The organism is Streptomyces sp. VNUA24, assembly GCF_029167005.1.
Classification (GTDB): Bacteria; Actinomycetota; Actinomycetes; order Streptomycetales; family Streptomycetaceae; genus Streptomyces; species Streptomyces scabiei.
Window position 1 is genome coordinate 2009478 of sequence record NZ_CP119143.1, and the last position, 21528, is coordinate 2031005.

A 21528-nucleotide genomic window follows, 5' to 3' on the forward strand; every position below is an offset into this window, starting at 1 on the left:
GCGGTTACTTCAGGTGGGTGTCGACGTCGACGAGGGAGCGCTCGCGGGGGTCGAGCAGGACGCCCTCGACATCACCGGCGATGCCCTGGACGACCTTCTCGTGGACCAGCGGGACGACGGCGTCGGTGCGCAGGATCTCCGCCTCGGCCCGCATGATCTTCTTCTGCCGCTCGGCCGTGTCGCCCTCCGCGGCGGCGGACTTGATGGCCTTGTCGACCGCGGTGTCCTTCAGGCCCGCGATGTTGTAGACGCCGTCCCCGGTGAAGTCGCTGGCGAGGTAGGCCACCGCGTCGCCGGTGTCGAGGAGCGTGACCCGGGAGAAGACGAGGGCGTCGTACCGGCCCGCGAGGAGGTCGGCCTCCATCTGCGTGTACTCGCGCACGTCCTGCTTCACAGTGAACCCGGCCTTCTCCAGCTGCTGCTGGAGGACCGAGGCGGCCTCGGGGAGTTCGGCGCGGTTGGTGTACGTGGCCAGGCGCAGGATGCTGCCCTTGGTCTCCGACTTCACCTGTGCGGTGGTCGCGGCCTTCGCCCGGCCGGTCACCTCGACCCGCCGGTCGGCGGCCCAGGAGACGGCCGGCCCGAACAGCCCCTCGGCGGGGTCCGCGTATCCGCCGAAGACGGAGTCGACGAGGACACCGCCGTCCACGGCCGCACGGGCGGCGGCGCGCAGTCCGTCGTCGGCGAGGAGGCCGCCGCGGGTGTTGAGGATCAGGCTGTCGGTGCGGACGGAGGGCACTTCGTGCCGCGTCTTCGCGTCGAGGAGCTTCGCCTGGGCGGTGGGGATCCACTCGGCGATGTCCACGTCGCCGCCGCGCAGGGCGTTGGCGCGGGCGGTGCCGTCGGCGATCCAGCTGACGTCGATGCCGGGGCTCTTGGCCTTGCCGCCCCAGTAGCCGTCGTAGCGGTCGAGGGTGGCCTTGGTCTTTCCGGTCAACTTGGTGATCGTGAACGGGCCGGTGCCGGTGCCGACGGGGCTGACGGTGCCGTCGTCGGCGTACGCCTTCGCGGCGAGGATGCCGAGGGCGGGGCTGGCGAGCCGCAGCGGGAGGACGGGGTCGGCCGTCTTCGTGGTGAGGGTGACGGTGTCCTTGTCGTCAGCCTCGGCGGTCAGCGTGATGTCGCTCAGGACGCGCGGCTTGGTCTCGGCCTCGTTCGCGTGGTCGAGCGCGTTGACGACCGACTCGGCGGTGACGTCGGTGCCGTCCTGGAAGGTGGCCTTGCGCAGTTCGAACACCCAGGTGGTGTCGTTCTTCCGGGTCCAGGACTTCGCCAGGGCGGGTGCGGCGGCGCCGTTCTCGTCCAGGGCGGTGAGTCCCTCGGCCACGGAGAGCTTGCTGAGCACGGTGGCGTCGTTGCTGTACGGCGACAGGGCCTGGACGGGCGGCACCGCGAGGGCTATCCGCAGGCGGCCGCCGGCTCCCTGCGCCCCGCTCGCACCCGATCCGTCCTCCCCGGAGGCGAAGCAGCCGGCGAGCACCGGGGTGAGGGCGAGGGCCGTCAGAAGGCGGCGGGTGGTGGTGCGCATGGTCGGTCCTGTCGTGCGGCGGGCGGATCGCGCCCCCGGCGCGCGGCTGCGGCATCCGGGGGCGCGATCAGTCTATTAGGTAAGCCTTACCAAGCTGACAGGGCCCCCGCCGGTCGGCGAGAGGGGGTCAGGCGCCGGAGACGGCCGCCGCCTCCGCCTTCAGGTCGAGCCGGTGCTCGCCCGCGTAGACGTTCATGGAGCCGCCGCGCAGGAAGCCGACGAGGGTGAGTCCGGTCTCGACGGCCAGGTCCACGGCGAGGGATGACGGTGCGGAGACGGCGGCGAGGACGGGGATGCCCGCCATGACGGCCTTCTGGACCAGTTCGAAGGAGGCCCGTCCGGAGACCAGCAGGATGCTCCGGGACAGCGGGAGTTCACCGGACCGGAGCGCGCGGCCGACCACCTTGTCCACGGCGTTGTGCCGGCCGACGTCCTCCCGCAGGTCCAGCAGGTCGCCCTCGGGGGAGAACAGCCCGGCAGCGTGCAGTCCGCCGGTCCGGTCGAACACCTGTTGCGCGGCCCGCAGCCGGTCGGGCAGGAGGGCCAGCAGTTCGGGGGTGACCCGGACCGGAGGCGTGTCGGCGAGGGGCCAGTGGGCCGTGGTCCGTACGGCGTCGAGGCTCGCCTTCCCGCACAGGCCGCACGAGGAGGTGGTGTAGACGTTGCGCTCCAGGGTGATGTCGGGCAGCGGCACACCGGGGGCGAGCCGGACGTCGACGACGTTGTAGGTGTTCCGGCCGTCCTCGGTGGCGCCCGCGCAGTACACGATGTTCGCCACGTCCGAGGCCCGGCTCACGACGCCCTCGCTCACCAGGAACCCGGCGGCCAGGGCGAAGTCGTCGCCGGGTGTGCGCATGGTGACGGCCAGCGGTCTGCCGCCCAGCCGGATCTCCATCGGCTCCTCGGCGACCAGCGTGTCGGGGCGGGTGCTCGGTGCCCCGTCCCTGATCCGCAGCACCCGGCGGCGCTCGGTGACCCGGCCCATGAAGCCTCACTCCCCGTTCTGTCGTCGGGTCCGCCGCCGGTGCTCCCCGGCCGCCCTCAGCACTCGATGACGTTGACGGCGAGGCCGCCGCGGGCGGTCTCCTTGTACTTGACCTTCATGTCGGCGCCGGTCTCCTTCATGGTCTTGATGACCTTGTCGAGGGAGACATGGTGACGGCCGTCGCCCCGCAGGGCCATCCGGGCGGCGGTGACGGCCTTGACGGCGGCCATGCCGTTGCGTTCGATGCAGGGGATCTGGACGAGGCCGCCGACGGGGTCGCAGGTGAGGCCGAGGTTGTGCTCCATGCCGATCTCGGCGGCGTTCTCCACCTGTTCGGGGCTGCCGCCCATGACCTCGGCAAGGCCGCCCGCCGCCATGGAGCAGGCGGAGCCGACCTCGCCCTGGCAGCCGACCTCGGCGCCGGAGATGGAGGCGTTCTCCTTGAAGAGCAGACCGATCGCGCCGGCGGCGAGCAGGAAGCGGACGATGCCGTCCTCGTCGGCGCCCGGCACGAACTCCAGGAAATACTGCAGGACGGCGGGGATGATGCCGGCCGCGCCGTTCGTCGGCGCGGTGACGACCCGTCCGCCGGCGGCGTTCTCCTCGTTCACGGCCATCGCGTAGAGCGTGATCCACTCCATGGCGCGGGGCAGCGGATCGCCCTCGCTGCGCAGCGCACGGGCGGCCGCGGCCGCCCGGCGGCGGACCTTCAGACCGCCGGGGAGGATGCCCTCGCGGCCCAGCCCGCGGGAGACGCACGCCTCCATGACACGCCAGATCTCCAGCAGGCCCGCGCGGATCTCGTCCTCGGTACGCCACGCCTTCTCGTTCTCCAGCATCAGCGCGGAGATCGACAGCCCCGTCTCCCGGGCGAGCCGCAGCAGTTCGTCGCCGGTGCTGAACGGATGGGGCAGCACGGTGTCGTCGAGCTTGATGCGGTCCGCGCCGGCGGCTTCCTCGTCGACGACGAAGCCGCCGCCGACGGAGTAGTACGTCTTCTCCAGCAGGAGGACGCCGTCGCCGTCGTACGCGAAGAGGATCATGCCGTTGGCGTGGTACGGCAGTGACCGCCTGCGGTGCAGGACCAGATGGGCCGAGGCGTCGAAGGCGACCTCGTGGGCGGGACCGATCTCCGCGCCGAGGAGACGCAGGCGCCCGGTGGCACGGATCCGATCGACGTCCACGTCGGCCTGCGTGACGTCGACCGTGTGCGGCTCGTTGCCCTCCAGCCCGAGCAGCACCGCCTTGGGGGTGCCGTGGCCGTGGCCGGTCGCGCCCAGCGAACCGAACAACTCGGCCCGTACGGCGGCGGTCTGGGCGAGCATCCCGTCCTGCTTCAGCCGCCTGACGAACATCCCGGCGGCACGCATCGGGCCCACGGTGTGCGAGCTGGACGGGCCTATGCCGATCGAGAAGAGGTCGAAGACGCTGATTGCCACGCCACGCTCCGTGGAGTTGAAGGGGCGCGCCGGCGGTGACGGCGCGCGCCCTGCGGGAGGTTGTCGGTCACAGGCCGGGGTAGAGCGGGTGCTTGTCGGCGAGGGCCTTGACCCGGGCCTTGAGGGCTTCGGTGTCGTAGGAGGGCTTGAGGGCCTCGGCGATGACGTCGGCGACCTCGGTGAAGTCCTCCGCGGTGAAGCCGCGGGTGGCCAGGGCCGGGGTGCCGATCCGCAGGCCGGAGGTCACCATCGGCGGACGCGGGTCGTTGGGGACCGCGTTGCGGTTGACGGTGATGCCGACCTCGTGGAGACGGTCCTCGGCCTGCTGCCCGTCCAGCTCGGAGTGGCGCAGGTCGACCAGGATCAGGTGCACATCCGTGCCCCCCGACAGCACGTCGACACCCGCGGCGCGAGCGTCGGGGGCCGTCAGCCGCCCGGCGAGGATCTGCGCGCCCTCGACCGTGCGCCGCTGGCGCTCCTTGAACTCCTCGCTCGCGGCGACCTTGAAGGAGACCGCCTTCGCCGCGATCACGTGCTCCAGCGGACCGCCCTGGAACCCGGGGAAGACGGAGGAGTTGAGCTTCTTGGCGAACTCCTTGCTCCGGGCGAGGATGATGCCGCCGCGCGGCCCGCCGAGCGTCTTGTGGGTCGTGGAGGTGACCACGTCGGCGTACTCGACGGGGTTGGGGTGCAGCCCGGCCGCCACCAGACCGGCGAAGTGCGCCATGTCCACCCACAGCAGCGCGCCGGTCTCGTCGGCGATCCGGCGGAACGCGGCGAAGTCCAGCTGCCGCGGATACGCCGACCACCCCGCGATGATCACCTTCGGGCGGTGCTCCTTGGCCAGCCGCTCGACCTCGTCCATGTCGACCAGGCCCGAGTCGTCCACGTGGTAGGGCACGACGTTGAACTGCTTGCCCGAGAAGTTGATCTTCATGCCGTGGGTGAGGTGGCCGCCGTGGGCCAGGTCCAGGCCGAGGATGGTGTCGCCGGGCTGGGCCAGCGCGAACAGGGCGGCCTGGTTGGCGGAGGCACCCGAGTGCGGCTGGACGTTGGCGTACTCGGCGCCGAACAGCTCCTTCAGCCGGTCGATCGCGATCTGCTCGGTGACGTCGACGTGCTCGCAGCCGCCGTAGTAGCGGCGGCCCGGGTAGCCCTCGGCGTACTTGTTGGTCAGGACCGTGCCCTGCGCCTCCATGACCGCGAGGGGGGCGAAGTTCTCGGAGGCGATCATCTCCAGGGTGGACTGCTGGCGGTGCAGCTCGGCGTCGACGGCGGCCGCGACCTCGGGGTCGAGGTCGTGCAGGGACTGGTTGAGCAGGGTCATCGGCGGTCTCCTGTGCGGGTTCCGGAGGGAGGAGGCGGGGCGTTCGGGGGCGGAGCGCTCAGGACACGGCGACCGCGGCGGCGGGGACGAGCGTGCGGCGGAGCCGGTTGAAGAACTTCGGCTGGTTGAGGGAGAGCACGGCCACGGGGCTGCCCTCGTGCCGGTAGACGGCCGTGAACGTACGGCTGTCGAGGTCGCCCTCGACGATCTCGGGCTCGGCGCCCGGGACGACGTACCCGGCGAGCTGGATGCGGGTGCGGTACTGGTCGGACCAGAAGTACGGGGCGGTGGGCGGGGCCGGGGCGGACACCCCCGTCAGCAGGGTCCGGGCGGCGGTCCTCGCCTGCTCGGTGGCGTTGCTCCAGTGCTCGATGCGGGCGTGGCGGCCGGTGAAGGGGTGGGGGCAGCGGGCCACGTCCCCGACGGCGACGACGCCCGGGACGGTGGTCGCGCAGCCGGTGTCGCACACCACGCCGTCGTCCACCAGGACCCCGGAGCCCGCGAGCCAGTCGGTGTTCGGCCGGACGCCCACACCGGCCACGACCACGTCGGCGGGCAGCACGCGCCCGTCCGCCAGCCGGACGCCGGTGACCCGGTCCCGGCCGAGCAGTTCGGCCACGCCCGTGCCGCACAGCAGGTCGACGCCGTGATCGGTGTGCAGGGAGGAGCAGACCAGGCCCATGTCGCGGCCGAGTTGGCGCTCCAGTGGCACCTCGGCCGCCTCGACGAGGGTGACGTGCAGCCCGAGCCGGTGGGCGGTGGAGGCCACCTCGGCGCCGATGAAGCCGGCGCCGATGACGACGACCCTGGGGAGACCGTCCAGCAACTCGGCCCGCAGGGCGAGGGCGTCGTCCAGGGTGCGCAGGGTGTGCACGCCGGCCAGTCCGTCGGCACCGGGGAGCGTGCGGGGACTCGCACCGGTGGCGACGACCACACCGTGGGTGCGGACCTGGCGTCCTCCGGTCAGGGTGACGGTCCGGGCCACGGCGTCGAGACGGACCGCGCGTTCGCCGAGCAGCCAGTGCACGTCCAGGTCGTCGTACTCGGCGGCGTCCCCGAGCGCGAGCGCGTCGGCGTCGATGTCACCCTTCAGGAAGTCCTTGGACAGCGGGGGGCGGTCGTAGGGGGTGTGGCGCTCCTCCCCCACGACGACGATCTCGCCGTCGTAGCCCTCGGTGCGCAGCGCGCGGACCGTGCTCAGGCCCGCCAGTGACGCTCCGACGACGGTGATGCTCCTCATGCGGGCTCCTGACGAAGGGATGTCTCACATGGCACAACGACACGCGTTATGCGCAACATGGTTTCGGTGGAGTTCGGGAGTGTCAAGAGGGCGGACCCATCGAGCGTTCCCGATGACGCTCACAGTTGCATCGAACGCAACTCCCTCGCCCTGGCCCGTCCACCTGCCGGAGGGACCGGATCGGCAGGTGGACGGGGGTTCGCGGGGGCGCCGCGAGGTCAGTGCGCGGGGCCGACGTCGAGCTTGTTCTGCAGCCAGGTGTGGAACTCGCCGATGTGGTGCTCGCTGGGCACCAGCACACCGCCCTTGGCGTACGCCTTGGAGCTCATCGCCGGCTGGGTGCGCTCACAGGCGTCGAAGTCCTGCTGGTTCACCCGGTGGAACAGCTCCACCGAGCGCTCCACGTCCTTGCCGCTGTCCACGACGTGGGGCAGGTACAGCCAGTCGCACTCCACGATCGTGCGGTCCGCCGCCATCGGGTACATGCGGTGGAAGATCACGTGGTCGGGGACGAGGTTGATGAACACCTGCGGCCGGACGGTGATCGCGTAGTAGCGGCGGTCCTGGTCCTCCGCGACACCCGGGATACGGTCCAGACCCTCGGAGCCGTCGACCGTGAACCCCTGCACCTCCTCACCGAACTCCGCACCGTGGCCCACGTAGTACTGGGCGGCATACCCGTCCGCGAACTCCGGCAGCACCTCTGTCAGTTCCGGATGGATCGTGGCGCAGTGGTAGCACTCCATGAAGTTCTCGATGATCAGCTTCCAGTTCGCCTTCACGTCGTACGTGATCCGACGCCCCACGGAGAGATTGTCGATGTCGTACCGCTCGATGGACTCCAGGTCGCCGAGCCGCTCGACGACCGCGCCCAGCACGTCGGCCTCGAAGGACGGCGGCTCGTCGGCCAGGCAGACCCACACATAGCCGAGCCACTCCCGCACATGGACGTTGATCAGGCCGTACTCGGTGCGGTCGATGTCCGGCATCGAGGTCAGGTTCGGCGCGGCGACCAGCTTGCCGTCCAGGCCGTACGTCCAGGCGTGGTACGGACACTGGAAGGCCCGCTTGACCTCGCCCGACTCCTCCAGGCAGAGCTTGGCCCCGCGGTGCCGGCAGATGTTGAGGAATGCCTTGACCGAGCCGTCCCGGGAGCGGGAGACGAGGACGCTCTCGCGGCCGACCTGGTAGGTGCGGAACGCGCCGGGCTTGGCCAGTTCGGAGGCGCGGGCCACACAGAACCACATGGCCTCGAAGACCCGCTCCTGCTCCTGGGCGAACACTCCGGGGTCCGTGTAGTACTCGCCGGACAGCGTGGGGATCAGGCTGGGCGGCAGATTCGTGAGGGTCATCGAGTCACCTTCGGGAAATTCGGGAAGCGGTGGCGGGGGTGCTCAGTGGCCGCGGGCGATCCACTCGTCGAGGTGGGGCGCCTCGGCCCCGATCGTGGTGGTGTCGCCGTGACCGGTGTGGACGGTGGTGCCGGCGGGGAGCGTCAGCAGCCGGTCCCGGACGGAGGCGATGATGGTGCCGAAGTCCGAGAAGGACCGGCCGGTGGCCCCGGGGCCTCCCTGGAAGAGGGTGTCGCCGGAGAACAGGGCGTCCAGCGCGGGCGCGTGGAGGCAGACCGCGCCGGGCGCGTGGCCGGGCGTGTGGAGCACCGTCAGCTCGACGCCGGCGACGGTCAGGGTCTCGCCCTCGGCCAGTTCCCGGAAGTCGGGGGCGTCCTCGCCGTGCGCCATCGTCCACAGCACGGTGTCGGCGGGGTGGAGCAGGATGGGCGCGCCGTGGCGGGCGGCCACGGCCGGGGCGGCGTTGACGTGGTCGTTGTGGGCGTGGGTGCACACCACGGCGACCAGGCGCCGGCCGCCGACGGCGGCCGAGATGGTGTCCGCGTCGTGTGCGGCGTCGACGACCAGGACCTCCTCGTCGTCGCCGATCAGCCAGACGTTGTTGTCGACCTCCCAGCTGCCGCCGTCCAGTTCGAAGGTGCCGGAGGTGACGAGGCGCTCGATGCGGGCGGTCACAGGACCACCACCGAACGCAGGACGTCGCCGTGGTGCATCTTGGCGAACGCGGCCTCGACGTCGTCCAGGCCGATGGTCTCGGTGACGAACTCGCCGAGGTCGAAGCGGCCCTGGAGGTAGAGGTCGATCAGGGCGGGGAAGTCGCGGGAGGGCAGGCAGTCGCCGTACCAGGAGGACTTCAGCGCGCCACCGCGGCCGAAGACGTCCAGCAGCGGCAGTTCGAGCTTCAGCTCGGGCGTGGGGACACCCACCAGGACGGCGGTGCCGGCCAGGTCACGGGCGTAGAAGGCCTGTCTGAAGGTCTCGGGGCGGCCCACCGCGTCCACGACGACGTCCGCGCCGAAGCCGCCGGTGAGTTCGCGGATCGCCTCGACGGCGTCGGTCCTGGACGCGTCGACGGTGTCGGTGGCGCCGAACCGCTCGGCCCACTTCAGCTTCCGCTCGTCCACGTCGACGGCGATGATGCGGCCGGCGCCGGCGACCTTGCCGCCCGCGATCGCGGCCATGCCCACCCCGCCGCAGCCGATCACCGCGAGGGAGTCACCGCGTCCCACGCCGCCGGTGTTGACCGCCGCGCCGAAGCCGGCCATCACACCGCAGCCGAGGAGGCCGGCGGCGGCGGGCGCGGCCATCGGGTCCACCTTGGTGCACTGTCCGGCGGCGACCAGGGCCTTCTCGGCGAAGGCGCCGATGCCGAGGGCCGGGGAGAGCGGGGTGCCGTCGACGAGGGTCATCGGCTGCGTGGCGTTGTGCGTGGCGAAGCAGTACCAGGGCCTGCCCCTGCGGCAGGCCCGGCAGGTCCCGCACACGGCGCGCCAGTTGAGGATGACGAAGTCGCCGGGGGCGACGTCGGTGACGCCCTCGCCGACCGACTCCACCACGCCCGCGGCCTCATGGCCGAGCAGGAACGGGAAGTCGTCGTTGATGCCGCCCTCCCGGTAGTGCAGGTCGGTGTGGCAGACACCGCAGGCCTGCACCCGCACCAGCGCCTCTCCGGGGCCGGGGTCCGGCACCAGGACGGTCTCCACCGAGACCGGGGCGCCCTGTTTGCGGGCGACGACGGCGCGTACCTCGTGTGTCACGGTCGATCTCCTCGTCGAGGGACGGCCGAATCCGTGCTTCGGCCGGATGTGCTGGATGGCGGGCGGACGCCGATCGCTCCCCGGAGCTGTCGGCGAGGAAGGGAGGGCGGGAAGGGAGGGAGTGACTGCGTCGGCGCCCGGACAGGGACCGTGGCCGAGCCACCGCCGCCGTGTTCCATATAGCGCAACCATCTTCGCTATGAGCAACGACGACCAAACTGTCTCCTTGGGGACACCCACTGTCAAGAGGTCGGTCGCACCGACTTGCCCGGACTCCCCCGGCGCCGCCCTCTTCCCCGGACGGGAAGGGCCGTGCGACCATGCGGGCGATCGGTTCCGGCCAGGTCCGCCCGGAAGCGCGACCCTCTCGGGATCTTCGGGCGCGGCTGCGTATAGTTGCACTATGAGCAACTACGCGGCAGAGAGCGCAACAACGGGGCCCGCGGTGAACGGTGTGCAGTCCGTCGACCGCGCCGTCAGCGTGCTGGAGATCCTCGCCCGGCGCGGCGAGGCCGGGGTCAGCGAGGTCGCCGCCGAGATCGACGTCCACAAGTCCACCGCGTTCCGGCTCCTCGGGGCGCTGGAGGCACGTGGACTGGTCGAGCAGACGGCCGAGCGGGGCAAGTACCGGCTGGGTTTCGGGATCGTCAGGCTCGCCGGCGCCGTCACGGGCAGGCTCGACATCACCCAGCAGGGCCGGCAGGTCTGCGAGCGGCTCAGCGAGGAGATCGGCGAGACCGTCAACATCGCGGTGCTGCAGGAGCACTACGCGGTCAACCTCCACCAGGTACGCGGACCGGGCGCGGTCGGCACCCACAACTGGGTCGGCCAGCTCACCCCCGTGCACGCCACGTCCAGCGGCAAGATCCTGCTGGCCCATCTGTCGGAGCGGCGCCGCGCCGAGGTGCTGGAGGCGTCCGGGCTGCGGAAGCTGACGCCGCACACCCTGACCGCCCGTACGAAGCTGGAGAAGGATCTCGCCGAGGCACGCGCCCGCGGCTACGCGGTGACGATGGAGGAGCTGGAGATCGGACTCCACGCGATGGCGGCCCCGATCCGCTCCCGCGAGGGCGAGGTCATCGCCGCGCTCAGCGCCTCCGGACCGGCCTACCGCTTCACCGAGGAGCGTATGAGCTCACTGGTGCCCGCGCTGACGCGGGGCGCCGAGGAGATCAGCCGCAGGATGGGCTATCTGGGCTGACCGCCCGCGCTACGTGTGCAGCCCGGAGGCGTCCGCGCGGAACGCTCGGCCCAGCGGCGCCCGCGCCGCCACCACCGTCTCGGCGCCCCAGCGGGCCGTCACCCGCACCGCGTCCAGCGTCGAGGCGACGTCGTGCACGCGCAGGCACCAGACGCCCTGCGCGGCGGCGAGCACGGACACGGCGGCGGTCGCGGCGTCTCGCTCCCGCGCCGGGCGCGGCTCCCCGGTCGTCCGGTCGGCCAGGAGCCGGCCCAGGAACGCCTTGCGGGACGCGCCCAGCAGGACGGGACGGCCCAGCGCGCGGACCTCCCCGAGACGGGCCAGCAGTTCCCAGTTGTGCTCGGGCGTCTTGGCGAAGCCCAGCCCGGGATCGACGATCAGCGAGCCGGGCGGGACGCCCGCCTCCAGGGCCGCGTCGATCCGCAGCCGCACCTCGCCGAGCACCTCGTCGACCACGTCGCCGTAGACGGCGTTCGCCTGCATCCCGGCGGAGTGGCCACGCCAGTGCATCAGCACGTACGGCACCCCCGCCCGCGCCATGAGGGGCAGCATCCCCGGATCGGCGAGGCCCCCCGAGACGTCGTTGACCAGCCGCGCGCCCGCCTCCAGGGCGCGCGCGGCGACCTCGGCCCGCATGGTGTCGACGCTGACGACCGCGCCTTCGGCCGCGAGGGCCCGGACGACGGGCAGCACCCGGCGCAGCTCCTCCTCGACCGGCGGGCGCGCCGCGCCGGGGCGGGTCGACTCGCCGCCCACGTCCACGAGGTCCGCGCCCTGCTCCAGCAGGGCGCGGCCGTGGGCCACGGCCGCGTCGGCCGCGAACGACAGCCCGCCGTCGGAGAACGAGTCCGGCGTGACGTTCACGACGCCCATCACCAGCGTCCGGCCGGGCCTGGGCAGCCCGTGCGGGTGCAGGTCCGGCGTGCCCGGGTGCGCGGGCGTGGCGGGGGCGTGGATCGTGACGGTCACCGGTGTCCGACTTTCGACGTGCTGACAGGGACCCGCATACCTCAGACGTACTCCGTCGCCGCGTCGAGCAGCCAGTCGGCCAGGTATCCGGCGAACGAGGAACGGACCAGGACCCAGAAGCCCGCGCCGGGCTCCTCGCGTGCGACCAGCACGACCTGGGTGCGGCCCAGGGTGGTCTGGGCGCAGCGGCCGGGGCCGAAGGCCCTCGGGTGCAGGTCCAGCGAGCAGCCGTGCGCCAGCAGGTCACGGGCGCCCGCGCCGGCGACCAGGACCGTGGTGCGCTGCGCTGAGACGTCCGTGACGGAGACGTGCTCCTCTCCGGCGGCCTCACGGATCCGGTTCTCCAGCTCGCGCGCGCCGCCCGGCGGCCCCACGAGCAGCCACTCGTCGGGGCCGAGCCACAGCGCGGTCAGCTCGCCCGCCCGGACGACGGTGTCGGGCTCCAGGGGCAGCGGCAGGCCCAGCGCGAGACCGACGGCGTCCGCCGCCGCCCCCTTGGGATCGAGACGTACGTCGAGCTGGGTCAGGAAGGGGAGTTCGGCCAGCCGGATCGCGCCCCCGGAGGCGCGGGTGGCGGCGGCCAGCCGGTCGGCGGCCCCCGACAGGGGGCTGCGGGGCCGGGCGGTCAGGGCGGTGTCAGCCATCGCGGCGGGCTCCCTCGGGGTCGTAGAGGACGGGGCTCGCGACGGTCACGGGGACCAGTCGGTCGCCCACGGGGGCGTACAGCCGCTCGCCGATGCGGTCCCGGCCGCCCTTGACCAGGGCGAGCGCGAAGGTCCGGCCGAGAGCGGCACTGCGGTAGCTGGAGGTGACGTGGCCGAGCATCGGGACGGGCGGGGCCGGCAGCACGCTGTCGGCGACCAGGTGGGTGCCCTCGGGGAGGAAGTCGCCCGGGTCCTCGGGCAGCAGGCCGACCAGGTGCTTGCGGTCGGGCCGGACGGTGTCGGGGCGGCTGTAGGACCGCTTGCCGACGAAGTCCGACTTCTTCTTGGAGACGACCCAGCTCATGCCGAGGTCCTGCGGGGTGACCGTGCCGTCGGTGTCCTGGCCGATGATCGGGTACCCCTTCTCGGCGCGCAGGACGTGCATGGTCTCGGTGCCGTACGGGGTGATGCCGTACGGGGCGCCGGCCTCGTACAGCGCCTCCCAGAGCGTCAGGGCCTCCCAGGGCGAGACGTTGATCTCGTAGGCGAGTTCGCCGGAGAAGCTGATCCGGCAGACCCGGGCCTCGATGCCCGCGACGGTCGTCGCGCGCCAGGCCATGAACGGGAAGTCCTCGTTGGACACGGCCAGTTCAGGTGCGAGGGAGCCGATCACCTCGCGGGACCTGGGGCCGACCAGGGCGACCGTGGCCCACTGTTCGGTCACGGAGGTGCAGTGGACCTTGAGTTCGGGCCACTCCGTCTGGAGCCACTCCTCCATCCAGTCGAGCACGGTGGCCGCGTTGCCGGTCGTCGTGGTGACCAGGTAGCGGTCCTGGGCCACGCGGATGACCGTGCCGTCGTCGAAGACCATGCCGTCGGGGCGGCACATGACGCCGTAGCGGATCATGCCGACCTTGAGGGTGCTCATCATGTTGGTGTAGAGCAGGTCGAGGAAGACACCGGCGTCCGGGCCCTGGACGTCGATCTTGCCGAGGGTGGAGGCGTCCATGAAGCCCACACCCTCCCGGGTCGCCGCGCACTCGCGCAGCACCGCGGTCTCCATGTCCTCGCCGTCCTGCGGGTAGTACCAGGGGCGCTTCCACTGGCCGACGTTCTCGAACAGCGCGCCGTGCCCGACGTGCCACTCGTGCAGGGCGGTCGTGCGGACCGGGTCGCTCAGCACGCCCCGGTCGCGGCCCGCGAGCGCGGCGAAGGAGACGGGGGTGTACGGCGGGCGGAACGTGGTCGTGCCGAGGGACGAGACGTCCACGCCGAGGAGTTCGGCGACGGCACCGCCGGCCAGCACGCCGGAGGTCTTGCCCTGGTCGTTGGCCGTGCCGGCCGTGGTGTACCGCTTGGTGTGCTCCACCGAGCGGAGGCCGGCGCCGGTCGCACGGGCCAGGTCGGCCACCGTGACATCACGCTGGAGGTCGACGAACCGGGGGGCGTCCGACTCGCCCGGCACGATGTACACATGCATCGCCGGGGTCGGCCGGGGCTGCGCCGGCACGGCGGGCAGGCGGGGTTCCTCGGGTGTGTACCCCTCGGCCTCGGTCGCGCGGGCACCGGCGGCGGCGCCCTGGGCGAGGACACCGGCGGTGTCGAGGAGACCGCTCGCGCCGCCCACGACCTCGACGGCCTGGCGGCCGGTGTCGGGGACGAAGGAGCCCAGCGTCTCGTCGTGGCGCAGCTTGCCGCCGGACTGGCTGAACAGGTGCGCCGCGGGGTTCCAGCCGCCGGAGACCAACAGCAGGTCGGCGGCGAACTCCCGCTGCCCTGCGGACTCCCCGTACGGGGCGACGGTCACGGCGGTGAGGCGGGGGGCGCCCTCCGTGCCGGTGACGGCGTGCCCGGCCAGGACCTCGATGCCGGCGGCCGTGGCGCGCTCGGCCCACTCCCCCGGCTCGGGGCGGGTGTCGACGATCGCCGCGATGCCCAGGCCCGCCGAGGCGAGGTCCAGGGCCGCCGCGTAGGCGCTGTCGTTGGTGGTGAAGACGACCGCGTGACGGCCGGGCAGGGCGCCGTGGCGGTTGACGTGGGTGCGGGCCGAGGAGGCCAGCATCACGCCGGGCCGGTCGTTGTCCGCGAAGGCCAGGGAGCGTTCGTGGGCGCCGGTGGCGAGGACGACGCGGCGGGCGCGGATGCGCCAGACGCGTTCCCGGGAGACGTCCGCGGGCGCCGCGCCGCCGAGGTGGTTGGTGCGGCGTTCGACGGCGAGGAGGTGGTTGTCGTCGTAGTAGCCGAAGACGGTGGTGCGGCGCAGGACGCGGACCTCGGGGGCGGCGTCGAGCAGTGCGGCGGTCTCGCCCACCCAGTCGAGGTGTTCGGCGGTGCCGAGGAGGCTGCCGCCCGGTTCGGGCTGGTCGTCGGCGAGGATGACGCGGGCGCCGCTGTTCGCCGCCGCGGCGGCCGCCGCGAGGCCGGCCGGGCCCGCGCCCACGACCAGCAGGTCGCAGTGGGCGTGGACGGCGTCGTAGCGGGCCGGGTCGGGTTCGGTGGCGAGGCGGCCCTGGCCGGGGAGGCTGGTGGCGACCAGGCCGTCGTACAGCTCGACGGTGGTCGCGGGCAGCATCGGCTCGGGGAAGGGTTCCTCGATCTGGATGACCGCGTTGGGTTCCTCGACGCCGGCGGAGAAGATGCCGCGGGGGCGGCCGAGCTTGATGCTGGTGCCCGCCTGGATGACGCCGTTGGCGAGGAGGGCGGAGGCGAGGGTGTCGCCCTGGTGGCCCTGGTACTCGGTGCCGTCGAAGGTGAACGTGAGGAGGGTGTCGCGGTCGACGCGGCCTCGGGTGGGGTGGCGGAACGGTTGGGTTGTCTCGCCCCCGCCGCCCCTACCCGTCCCCTCCACGGGGGCTGCGCCCCCGGACCCCCCTTCGGCCTGAACGGCCTCGTCCTCAAGCGCCGGACGGGCTGGTGATGCCGGCCTCGGCTGAGATGTGATCCTCTCCGGGGTCTCCGGGCGTTCCTCGCCCGAGCGGTACACCGACAGGATCTCGTTCGTGGAGGTGTCGCGCACCGCGTTGAACCAGCGACGGCAGCCCGCCGCGTGGCTCCAGCGTTCGGCGAAGGGGCCCTTGGTGTTGTCGCGGAAGAAGAGGTAGCGGGCCCACTCCTCGTCGGTGAGGGCCGAGGGGGTCTCGGGGTAGGCCACGTGGGCCTGGCCTCCGTAGTGGAACTCGGCCTCGTCGCGGGGCCCGCACCACGGGCAGGTGATGAGCAGCATGTGTGGGGCTCCCTAGTGGGCCACCGCGGCCGCGCCGTGCTCGTCGACGAGCGCGCCGGTGGTGAAACGGTCGAGCGAGAAGGGGGCGTTGAGGGCGTGCGGGGTGTCGTGGGCGATGGTGTGGGCGTAGACCCAGCCGACGCCCGGGGTGGCCTTGAACCCGCCGGTTCCCCAGCCGCAGTTGAGGTAGAGGTTGTCGACGGGGCTGAGCCCGACGATCGGTGAGGCGTCGGGGCTGACGTCGACGATGCCGCCCCAGGTGCGCAGCACATGGGCGCGGGCGAAGACCGGGAACAGTTCCAGGGCCGCGGCCATCTGCTCCTCGATGATGTGGAAGGCACCGCGCTGCGTGTACGAGTTGTACGCGTCGATGCCCGCGCCCATCACCAGCTCGCCCTTGTGCGCCTGGCTGACGTACACGTGGACGGCGTTGGACATCACGACCGTGGGGTGCACCGGCTCCAGGAGTTCGGAGACCAGGGCCTGCAGCGGGTGGGACTGGACGGGCAGTTGGATGCCCGCCATGGCGGCGAGGACCGAGGTGTGGCCCGCCGAGCAGAGCGCGACCTTGCCGGCCGCGATACGGCCCCGGGTCGTCCGCACGCCGACGACCCGGTTGTCGACCACGTCGAGGCCGGTGACCTCGCAGTTCTGGATGATGTCGATGCCGGCGGCGTCGGCGGAGCGGGCCAGGCCCCAGGCCACGTGGTCGTGCTTGGCGATGCCCGCGCGCGGCTGGTAGGTGGCGCCGAGGACCGGGTAGCGCACGTCCGGCGAGATGTTGACGATCGGGCAGACGTCCTTGACGCCGTCGGCGTCGAGCCATTCCGCGTCGACGCCGTTGAGGCGGTTGGCCTCCACGCGGCGCACGCTGTCGCGGACGTCCTGCAGGCTGTGCGCGAGGTTCAGCACACCGCGCTGGGAGAAGAGGATCGGGTAGTCGAGCTCCTCCTCCAGTCCCTCCCAGAGCTTGAGGGCGTGCTCGTAGATGCCTGCGCTCTCGTCCCACAGGTAGTTGGAGCGGATGATCGTGGTGTTGCGGGCCATGTTGCCGCCGCCGAGCCAGCCCTTCTCCAGCACCGCGACGTTGGTGATGCCGTGGTTCTTCGCCAGATAGTGGGCGGTGGCCAGGCCGTGGCCGCCGCCGCCGACGATCACTACGTCGTACGACTTCTTCGGCTCGGGGTCGCGCCACAGCCAGTCGGGGTGCTCGGGGAGGTCTGCGCCGGGGGTACGGGGGCTCATCGGACGTCTCCGTCTTCCGAAGGGTACGGGTGGAGCGGGGAGGCGGGGGCGTGCGCGTTCATACGGCGGTGGCGTTCCTCTCGGCGGCCTCGACGACGTTGGCCAGCAACATCGCGCGGGTCATGGGGCCCACTCCGCCGGGCATCGGCGCGATCCAGCCGGCGACCTGGGCGGCGTCCGGGTGGATGTCGCCGACCAGGCCCTGGTCGGTGCGGGTGATGCCGACGTCCAGGACGGCCGCGCCGCTGCGCAGCATGTCCTTGGTGATCAGTCCCGGTGAGCCGGCGGCCGCGATGACGATGTCGGCCTCGCGGGTGTGCCAGGCCAGGCCCTTGGTGCCGGTGTGGCACAGGGTGACGGTGGCGTTCTCGGAGCGGCGGGTGAGCAGCAGGCCGATGGGGCGGCCGACGGTGATGCCCCGGCCGACCACGCAGACCCGGGCGCCGGCGAGCGGCACGTCGTGGCGGCGCAGGAGTTCGACGATGCCGCGCGGGGTGCAGGGCAGCGGGGCGTCGACGCCGAGGGTGAGCCGGCCGAGGTTGACGGGGTGCAGTCCGTCGGCGTCCTTGGCCGGGTCCATGCGTTCCAGGACGGCGTTGGCGTCCAGGTGGCGGGGCAGCGGGAGCTGGACGATGTAGCCGGTGCAGGCCGGGTCGGCGTTCAGCTCGTCGATGACGTCCTCGACCTGCTGCTGGGTGGCGTCGGCGGGCAGTTCGCGGCGGATGGAGGCGATGCCGACCTGGGCGCAGTCGCGGTGCTTGCCCGCGACATAGGCGTGACTTCCGGGGTCCTCGCCGACCAGGACGGTGCCGAGGCCCGGCGGGCGGCCGCCGTCGGCGGTCAACTTGGCCACCCGCTCCGTGAGTTCGCGGCGGATGTCGGCGGCGGTCGCCTTGCCGTCGAGCAGCTGTGCGTTCACCGGCGGTGTTCCTTCCCTCTGCGGTCGTGGCGGGTGTCAGCCACGGAGGCGGGACATGGTGGGGTCGAACAGGGGCTCCTCGGTGACGACGGCCTCGACGCGCTGGTCGAAGTAGCCGATGTGCAGCACGGTCCCGGGGGCCGTGAGTTCCGTCGGGAGCCAGGCGTAGGCGATGCCCTTGCCGATGGTGTAGCCGTAGGCGGCGCTGGTGACGTAGCCGACCGTCCGGTCCCCGTCGAGGACGGGTTCCTTGCCGAGGACGACCGACCGGGGGTCGTCGACGACGAGGCAGGACAGCTTGCGCCGGACGTTCTCCTTGCGGCGCAGCAGCGCGTCCTTGCCGATGAAGTCGTCCTTGTCGAGCTTGACGGCGAAGCCGACGCCGGCCTCGTAGGGGTCGTGCTCGTAGGTCATGTCGGTGCCGAAGGAGCGGTAGCCCTTCTCCAGGCGGAGGCTGTTGAAGGCGCCGCGGCCGGCGATGACTCCGCCCAGCGGCCTGGCCGCCTCCCAGAGGGTGTCCCAGAGCTTCTGGCCCTGGTCGGCGGTGGTGTAGATCTCCCAGCCGAGTTCGCCGACGTAGCTCAGGCGCATCGCGGTGACGGGCACCGACCCGATGTACGCCTGCTTGGCGCGGAAGTACTTCAGGCCGTCGTTGCTGAAGTCGGCGTCGGTGAGGGGCTGGAGGACCTTGCGGGCCAGCGGGCCCCACAGGCCGATGCAGCAGGTGCCGGGGGTGATGTCACGGACCTGGACGGTGCCGTCGGCCGGGAGGTGGCGGGTGATCCAGTCCAGGTCGATGTTGCCGTTGGCGCCGATCTGGAAGGTGTCGTGGGCGAGCCGGGCGACGGTGACGTCGCTGCGGATGCCGCCGTCGTGGTCGAGGAAGAGGGTGTAGGTGACCGAGCCGACGGACTTGGCGACCTTGCCGGTGCACAGGCGCTCCAGGAGGTCGGCGGCGCCGGGGCCGCTCACCTCCAGGCGCTTGAGGGCCGTCATGTCGTACAGGGCGACGGTCTCGCGGGTGGCCTGGGCCTCGGCGCCGACGATCGGCGACCAGAACCGGGCGGCCCAGTCGTTCGGGGTGGGGATGGAGCGGCCCTCGACGAGGCCGGCGTTGGCCTCGTACCACTGCGGGCGCTCCCAGCCGTTCGCCTCCAGGAAGAAGGCGCCGTGCTCCTGCTGGCGGGCGTGGAAGGGGCTGGTGCGGATCGGGCGCGGGTCGCCGGAGGGCTGGAGGGGGTGGAGGATGTCGTAGACCTCGACGAAGTTCTGGCAGTCGCGGGCCAGGACGTACTCCGGGGAGAGCTGGTGCGGCTCGAAGCGGTTGACGTCGCACTCGTGCAGGTCGAAGGAGGAGCAGTAGCCGTCGACCAGCCATTCGGCCATGGCCCGGCCGACGCCGGCGGAGTGGGTGACCCAGACCGCCTCGGCGACCCAGAAGCCCTTGACGTCCCGGGACTCGCCGAGCAGCGGGAAGTTGTCGGTGGTGAAGGAGAACAGGCCGTTGATGCCCTCCTCGATCTTCGCCTCCTTGGTGGAGGGAAGCAGTGCCTGGGTCTCGGTCCAGGCGTCCGCGAAGTCGTCCTCGGTGAACTTCAGGACCGACGGCATGCCGGCGGCCTCGTCCACGGAGAGGATCTCGTCGGCGGTGATGGGCATCGGGCGGTGGCCGTAGTAGCCGATGCCGATGCCGTCGAAGCGGTCGCGGTAGTAGAGGTCGGCGTCCTGGTGGCGCAGGATCGGCCGGATCGCCTCCTCGGTCTGGCCGGCGAGCGCCGGGACCGGGCCGGTCCAGGCGAGCTGGTGGGCCAGCGGGGTCAGCGGGAGGTTCATGCCGGCCATGCGGGCGATCTTCGGGCCCCAGATGCCGGCGCAGCACACCACGATGTCGGCCGGGATCTCGCCCTGGTCGGTCAGGACGCCGGTGACCTCGCCGTCGGCCTTCAGCACGTCGAGGACCTCGTGGCGGGCCAGGAAGGTCACACCGCGCTCGGTGGCCCGGCGGATCTGTGCCTCGACGGCGAGGACGGCCTTGGCGAGGCCGTCGGTGGGGACCAGGAGGCCGCCGAGGACCTTGTCGGGGTTGACCAGCGGGTGCTGCTCGAGGCACTCGTCCGCGGTGAGCAGACGGGACTCGATGCCCCAGGCGGTGATCCAGCCGTGGCGGCGCCGCAGTTCGGTCAGGCGCTCGGGGGTGGTGGCCACTTCGAGTCCGCCGACCTGGAGGAAGCAGGGCTTGCCGTCCACGTCGAGGGAGCAGAACTTCTCGACGGTGTACCGGGCCAGCTCGGTCATCGTCTTGGACGAGTTCGTCTGGAAGACCAGGCCCGGGGCGTGTGACGTGGAGCCCCCGGTGGCGGGGAGCGGGCCCTGGTCGACCACGGTCACCTCGGTCCAGCCTCGTGCGGAGATCTCGTCCGCGAGAGCCGCTCCCACGACTCCCGCTCCGATGATGACCACTCGGGGTCCCGCCATCGCCGCACCTCCGGTCTGTTGATCAGTCGAGCCGATCGAGTTGCTGTTTACGCAACGCGGTTCAGGTTGCGCAACTCAATGTGCCCTCCGCGCAGGTGGGTGTCAAGGGTCCCGGGACCTCGGAAAACAGGGGGAGAACGGGGCCCGGACACGGCGATGCCCGGTGGGCGGCACACATGACGCGCGCGCCGCCCACCGGGCATGGTCCGACCGGATTCCCGCGTCCGGTCCGCGGCCCTACTTGAGCCAGGCGTCCACCTTGACGCGGTTGGCGTCGACCCACTTCTTGGCCGCGGCCTCGGGGGTCATCTTGTCCACGGCGATGTACTTGGCCACGATGTTCTGGTCGTCGTTGGTCCAGCTGAACTTCTTCACCAGGTCATAGGCGGGGCTGCCCGACTCGGCGAACTTCTTGGCCACGATCTTGTCCAGCGTGTAGACCGGGTAGTCGCAGGCCACCTTCTCGGCGTCGGCGTCGCAGCCCTGCTTGTAGTCGGGCAGCTTGACCTTCACCAGCGGGACCTCGGACATGAACCACTGGGGCTCGTAGAAGTAGCCGATCACCCATTCCTTGTTCTTCTCCGCCTTGCGGAAGGTCTGGATGAGGGCCGTCTCGCTGCCCGCGTACACGACCTTGTAGTCCAGCTTCAGGTTCTTGACCAGCGCCTCGTCGTTGGTGACGAACGACGGGTCGCCGTCGAGGAGCTGGCCCTTGCCGCCGGACTCGGAGGTCTTGAACTTCGCCGCGTACTTGTTGAGGTTCTTCCAGTCGGTGATGTCCGGGTGCGCCTTGGCCAGCCACGGCGGCACGTACCAGCCGATCAGTCCTTCGTTGCCGGTCGCGCCGGCGTCCACGGCGGTCTTCTGGTCGGTGATGTACTTCTTCTTCAGGTCGTCGTGGCCCCAGTTCTCGACGACCGCATCCACCTCACCGGTCCCGAAGCCCTGCCAGGCGATCTCCTCCTTCAGGTCCTTCTTGGTGACCTTGCAGCCGAGGTCCTTCTCCGCGACGTAGGCGATGACCGCCGCGTTGGCCTCGTAGCCGACCCACGGGTTGACCGCGAGGTTGAAGGTGCCGCACTTCGCGGAGCCGCCCGAGCCACCCGAGCCGCCCGCCTCCGAGGACTCGTCACCGACCTTCGCTCCGCCGCAGGCGGTGAGGGTGAGGCCGAGAACCGCGATGCCGGCCGCGCCGACTCTCCATCGTCTTGCTTGCCTTGCCAT

At 71.8% G+C, this 21528-nt stretch carries 16 protein-coding genes; 1 reads left to right on the top strand and 15 read right to left on the bottom strand.

What is annotated here, in order from left to right:
- Positions 1 to 4: 4 nt before the first annotated feature.
- The 8 genes from PYR72_RS08415 to PYR72_RS08450 form a co-directional block, all read right to left on the bottom strand.
- On the bottom strand, positions 5 to 1528 hold the full coding sequence (locus PYR72_RS08415; RefSeq protein ID WP_275454701.1) for an ABC transporter substrate-binding protein: 1524 nt from the start codon (positions 1526 to 1528) through the stop codon (positions 5 to 7).
- Positions 1529 to 1655: 127 nt separating this feature from the next.
- Positions 1656 to 2513, bottom strand: a complete 858-nt coding sequence (fdhD, locus tag PYR72_RS08420) for a formate dehydrogenase accessory sulfurtransferase FdhD (RefSeq protein ID WP_275454702.1) — start codon at positions 2511 to 2513, stop codon at positions 1656 to 1658.
- 56 nt (positions 2514 to 2569) lie between these two features.
- A complete protein-coding gene (locus tag PYR72_RS08425; protein ID WP_275454703.1) occupies positions 2570 to 3952 on the bottom strand; it encodes an L-serine ammonia-lyase in 1383 nt (460 codons plus the stop codon).
- Positions 3953 to 4019: 67 nt separating this feature from the next.
- Positions 4020 to 5279: a serine hydroxymethyltransferase gene (gene glyA, locus PYR72_RS08430; RefSeq protein ID WP_275454704.1), complete on the bottom strand. Its 1260-nt coding sequence runs from the start codon at positions 5277 to 5279 to the stop codon at positions 4020 to 4022.
- Between the two features lie 58 nt (positions 5280 to 5337).
- Positions 5338 to 6519, bottom strand: coding sequence for an FAD-dependent oxidoreductase (locus tag PYR72_RS08435; RefSeq protein ID WP_275454705.1), 1182 nt, complete (start codon positions 6517 to 6519; stop codon positions 5338 to 5340).
- Between the two features lie 218 nt (positions 6520 to 6737).
- Positions 6738 to 7871 (bottom strand): aromatic ring-hydroxylating dioxygenase subunit alpha, encoded by a 1134-nt coding sequence (locus tag PYR72_RS08440; protein ID WP_275454706.1) that lies wholly within the window; start codon positions 7869 to 7871, stop codon positions 6738 to 6740.
- A 42-nt stretch (positions 7872 to 7913) separates the two neighbouring features.
- On the bottom strand, positions 7914 to 8546 hold the full coding sequence (locus PYR72_RS08445; RefSeq protein WP_275454707.1) for an MBL fold metallo-hydrolase: 633 nt from the start codon (positions 8544 to 8546) through the stop codon (positions 7914 to 7916).
- Complete coding sequence (locus PYR72_RS08450) at positions 8543 to 9628, bottom strand: S-(hydroxymethyl)mycothiol dehydrogenase (RefSeq protein ID WP_275454708.1); 1086 nt, start codon at positions 9626 to 9628, stop codon at positions 8543 to 8545. The genes PYR72_RS08445 and PYR72_RS08450 overlap by 4 nt, the downstream gene beginning before the upstream one ends.
- A 403-nt stretch (positions 9629 to 10031) precedes the next feature.
- On the opposite strand from PYR72_RS08450, the gene PYR72_RS08455 reads away from it, so the two are divergent.
- Complete coding sequence (locus PYR72_RS08455) at positions 10032 to 10829, top strand: IclR family transcriptional regulator (RefSeq protein WP_275454709.1); 798 nt, start codon at positions 10032 to 10034, stop codon at positions 10827 to 10829.
- 9 nt (positions 10830 to 10838) lie between these two features.
- On the opposite strand, the gene folP is transcribed toward PYR72_RS08455, so the two are convergent.
- The 7 genes from folP to PYR72_RS08490 all read right to left on the bottom strand — a co-directional run bounded on the left by folP (position 10839) and on the right by PYR72_RS08490 (position 21528).
- Positions 10839 to 11702: a dihydropteroate synthase gene (gene folP, locus PYR72_RS08460; protein WP_275460362.1), complete on the bottom strand. Its 864-nt coding sequence runs from the start codon at positions 11700 to 11702 to the stop codon at positions 10839 to 10841.
- A gap of 137 nt (positions 11703 to 11839) precedes the next feature.
- The gene (locus PYR72_RS08465) at positions 11840 to 12442 is read right to left on the bottom strand and encodes a sarcosine oxidase subunit gamma family protein (RefSeq protein WP_275454710.1); all 603 of its coding nucleotides are present in this window, start codon (positions 12440 to 12442) and stop codon (positions 11840 to 11842) included.
- On the bottom strand, positions 12435 to 15665 hold the full coding sequence (locus PYR72_RS08470) for a sarcosine oxidase subunit delta family protein (RefSeq protein WP_275454711.1): 3231 nt from the start codon (positions 15663 to 15665) through the stop codon (positions 12435 to 12437). Before PYR72_RS08470 ends, PYR72_RS08465 begins: the two co-directional genes overlap by 8 nt.
- 12 nt (positions 15666 to 15677) lie before the next feature.
- Positions 15678 to 16910: a sarcosine oxidase subunit beta family protein gene (locus PYR72_RS08475; protein ID WP_275454712.1), complete on the bottom strand. Its 1233-nt coding sequence runs from the start codon at positions 16908 to 16910 to the stop codon at positions 15678 to 15680.
- Positions 16911 to 16968: 58 nt separating this feature from the next.
- Positions 16969 to 17829, bottom strand: coding sequence for a bifunctional methylenetetrahydrofolate dehydrogenase/methenyltetrahydrofolate cyclohydrolase (locus PYR72_RS08480; RefSeq protein ID WP_275454713.1), 861 nt, complete (start codon positions 17827 to 17829; stop codon positions 16969 to 16971).
- Positions 17830 to 17865: 36 nt separating this feature from the next.
- On the bottom strand, positions 17866 to 20304 hold the full coding sequence (locus tag PYR72_RS08485) for an FAD-dependent oxidoreductase (RefSeq protein WP_275454714.1): 2439 nt from the start codon (positions 20302 to 20304) through the stop codon (positions 17866 to 17868).
- A gap of 237 nt (positions 20305 to 20541) precedes the next feature.
- Positions 20542 to 21528, bottom strand: coding sequence for an ABC transporter substrate-binding protein (locus PYR72_RS08490; protein ID WP_275454715.1), 987 nt, complete (start codon positions 21526 to 21528; stop codon positions 20542 to 20544).

Bases quoted from the DNA above. Each gene is read 5' to 3' on its own strand.
- PYR72_RS08455 (WP_275454709.1), top strand. From the start codon at position 10,032: ATGAGCAACTACGCGGCAGAGAGCGCAACAACGGGGCCCGCGGTGAAC.
- glyA (WP_275454704.1), bottom strand. From the start codon at position 5,279: ATGACCCTGCTCAACCAGTCCCTGCACGACCTCGACCCCGAGGTCGCG.
- folP (WP_275460362.1), bottom strand. From the start codon at position 11,702: ATGGGCGTCGTGAACGTCACGCCGGACTCGTTCTCCGACGGCGGGCTG.
- PYR72_RS08435 (WP_275454705.1), bottom strand. From the start codon at position 6,519: ATGAGGAGCATCACCGTCGTCGGAGCGTCACTGGCGGGCCTGAGCACG.
- PYR72_RS08475 (WP_275454712.1), bottom strand. From the start codon at position 16,910: ATGAGCCCCCGTACCCCCGGCGCAGACCTCCCCGAGCACCCCGACTGG.
- PYR72_RS08440 (WP_275454706.1), bottom strand. From the start codon at position 7,871: ATGACCCTCACGAATCTGCCGCCCAGCCTGATCCCCACGCTGTCCGGC.
- PYR72_RS08470 (WP_275454711.1), bottom strand. From the start codon at position 15,665: ATGCTGCTCATCACCTGCCCGTGGTGCGGGCCCCGCGACGAGGCCGAG.
- PYR72_RS08490 (WP_275454715.1), bottom strand. From the start codon at position 21,528: ATGGCAAGGCAAGCAAGACGATGGAGAGTCGGCGCGGCCGGCATCGCG.
- fdhD (WP_275454702.1), bottom strand. From the start codon at position 2,513: ATGGGCCGGGTCACCGAGCGCCGCCGGGTGCTGCGGATCAGGGACGGG.
- PYR72_RS08485 (WP_275454714.1), bottom strand. From the start codon at position 20,304: ATGGCGGGACCCCGAGTGGTCATCATCGGAGCGGGAGTCGTGGGAGCG.
- PYR72_RS08465 (WP_275454710.1), bottom strand. From the start codon at position 12,442: ATGGCTGACACCGCCCTGACCGCCCGGCCCCGCAGCCCCCTGTCGGGG.
- PYR72_RS08415 (WP_275454701.1), bottom strand. From the start codon at position 1,528: ATGCGCACCACCACCCGCCGCCTTCTGACGGCCCTCGCCCTCACCCCG.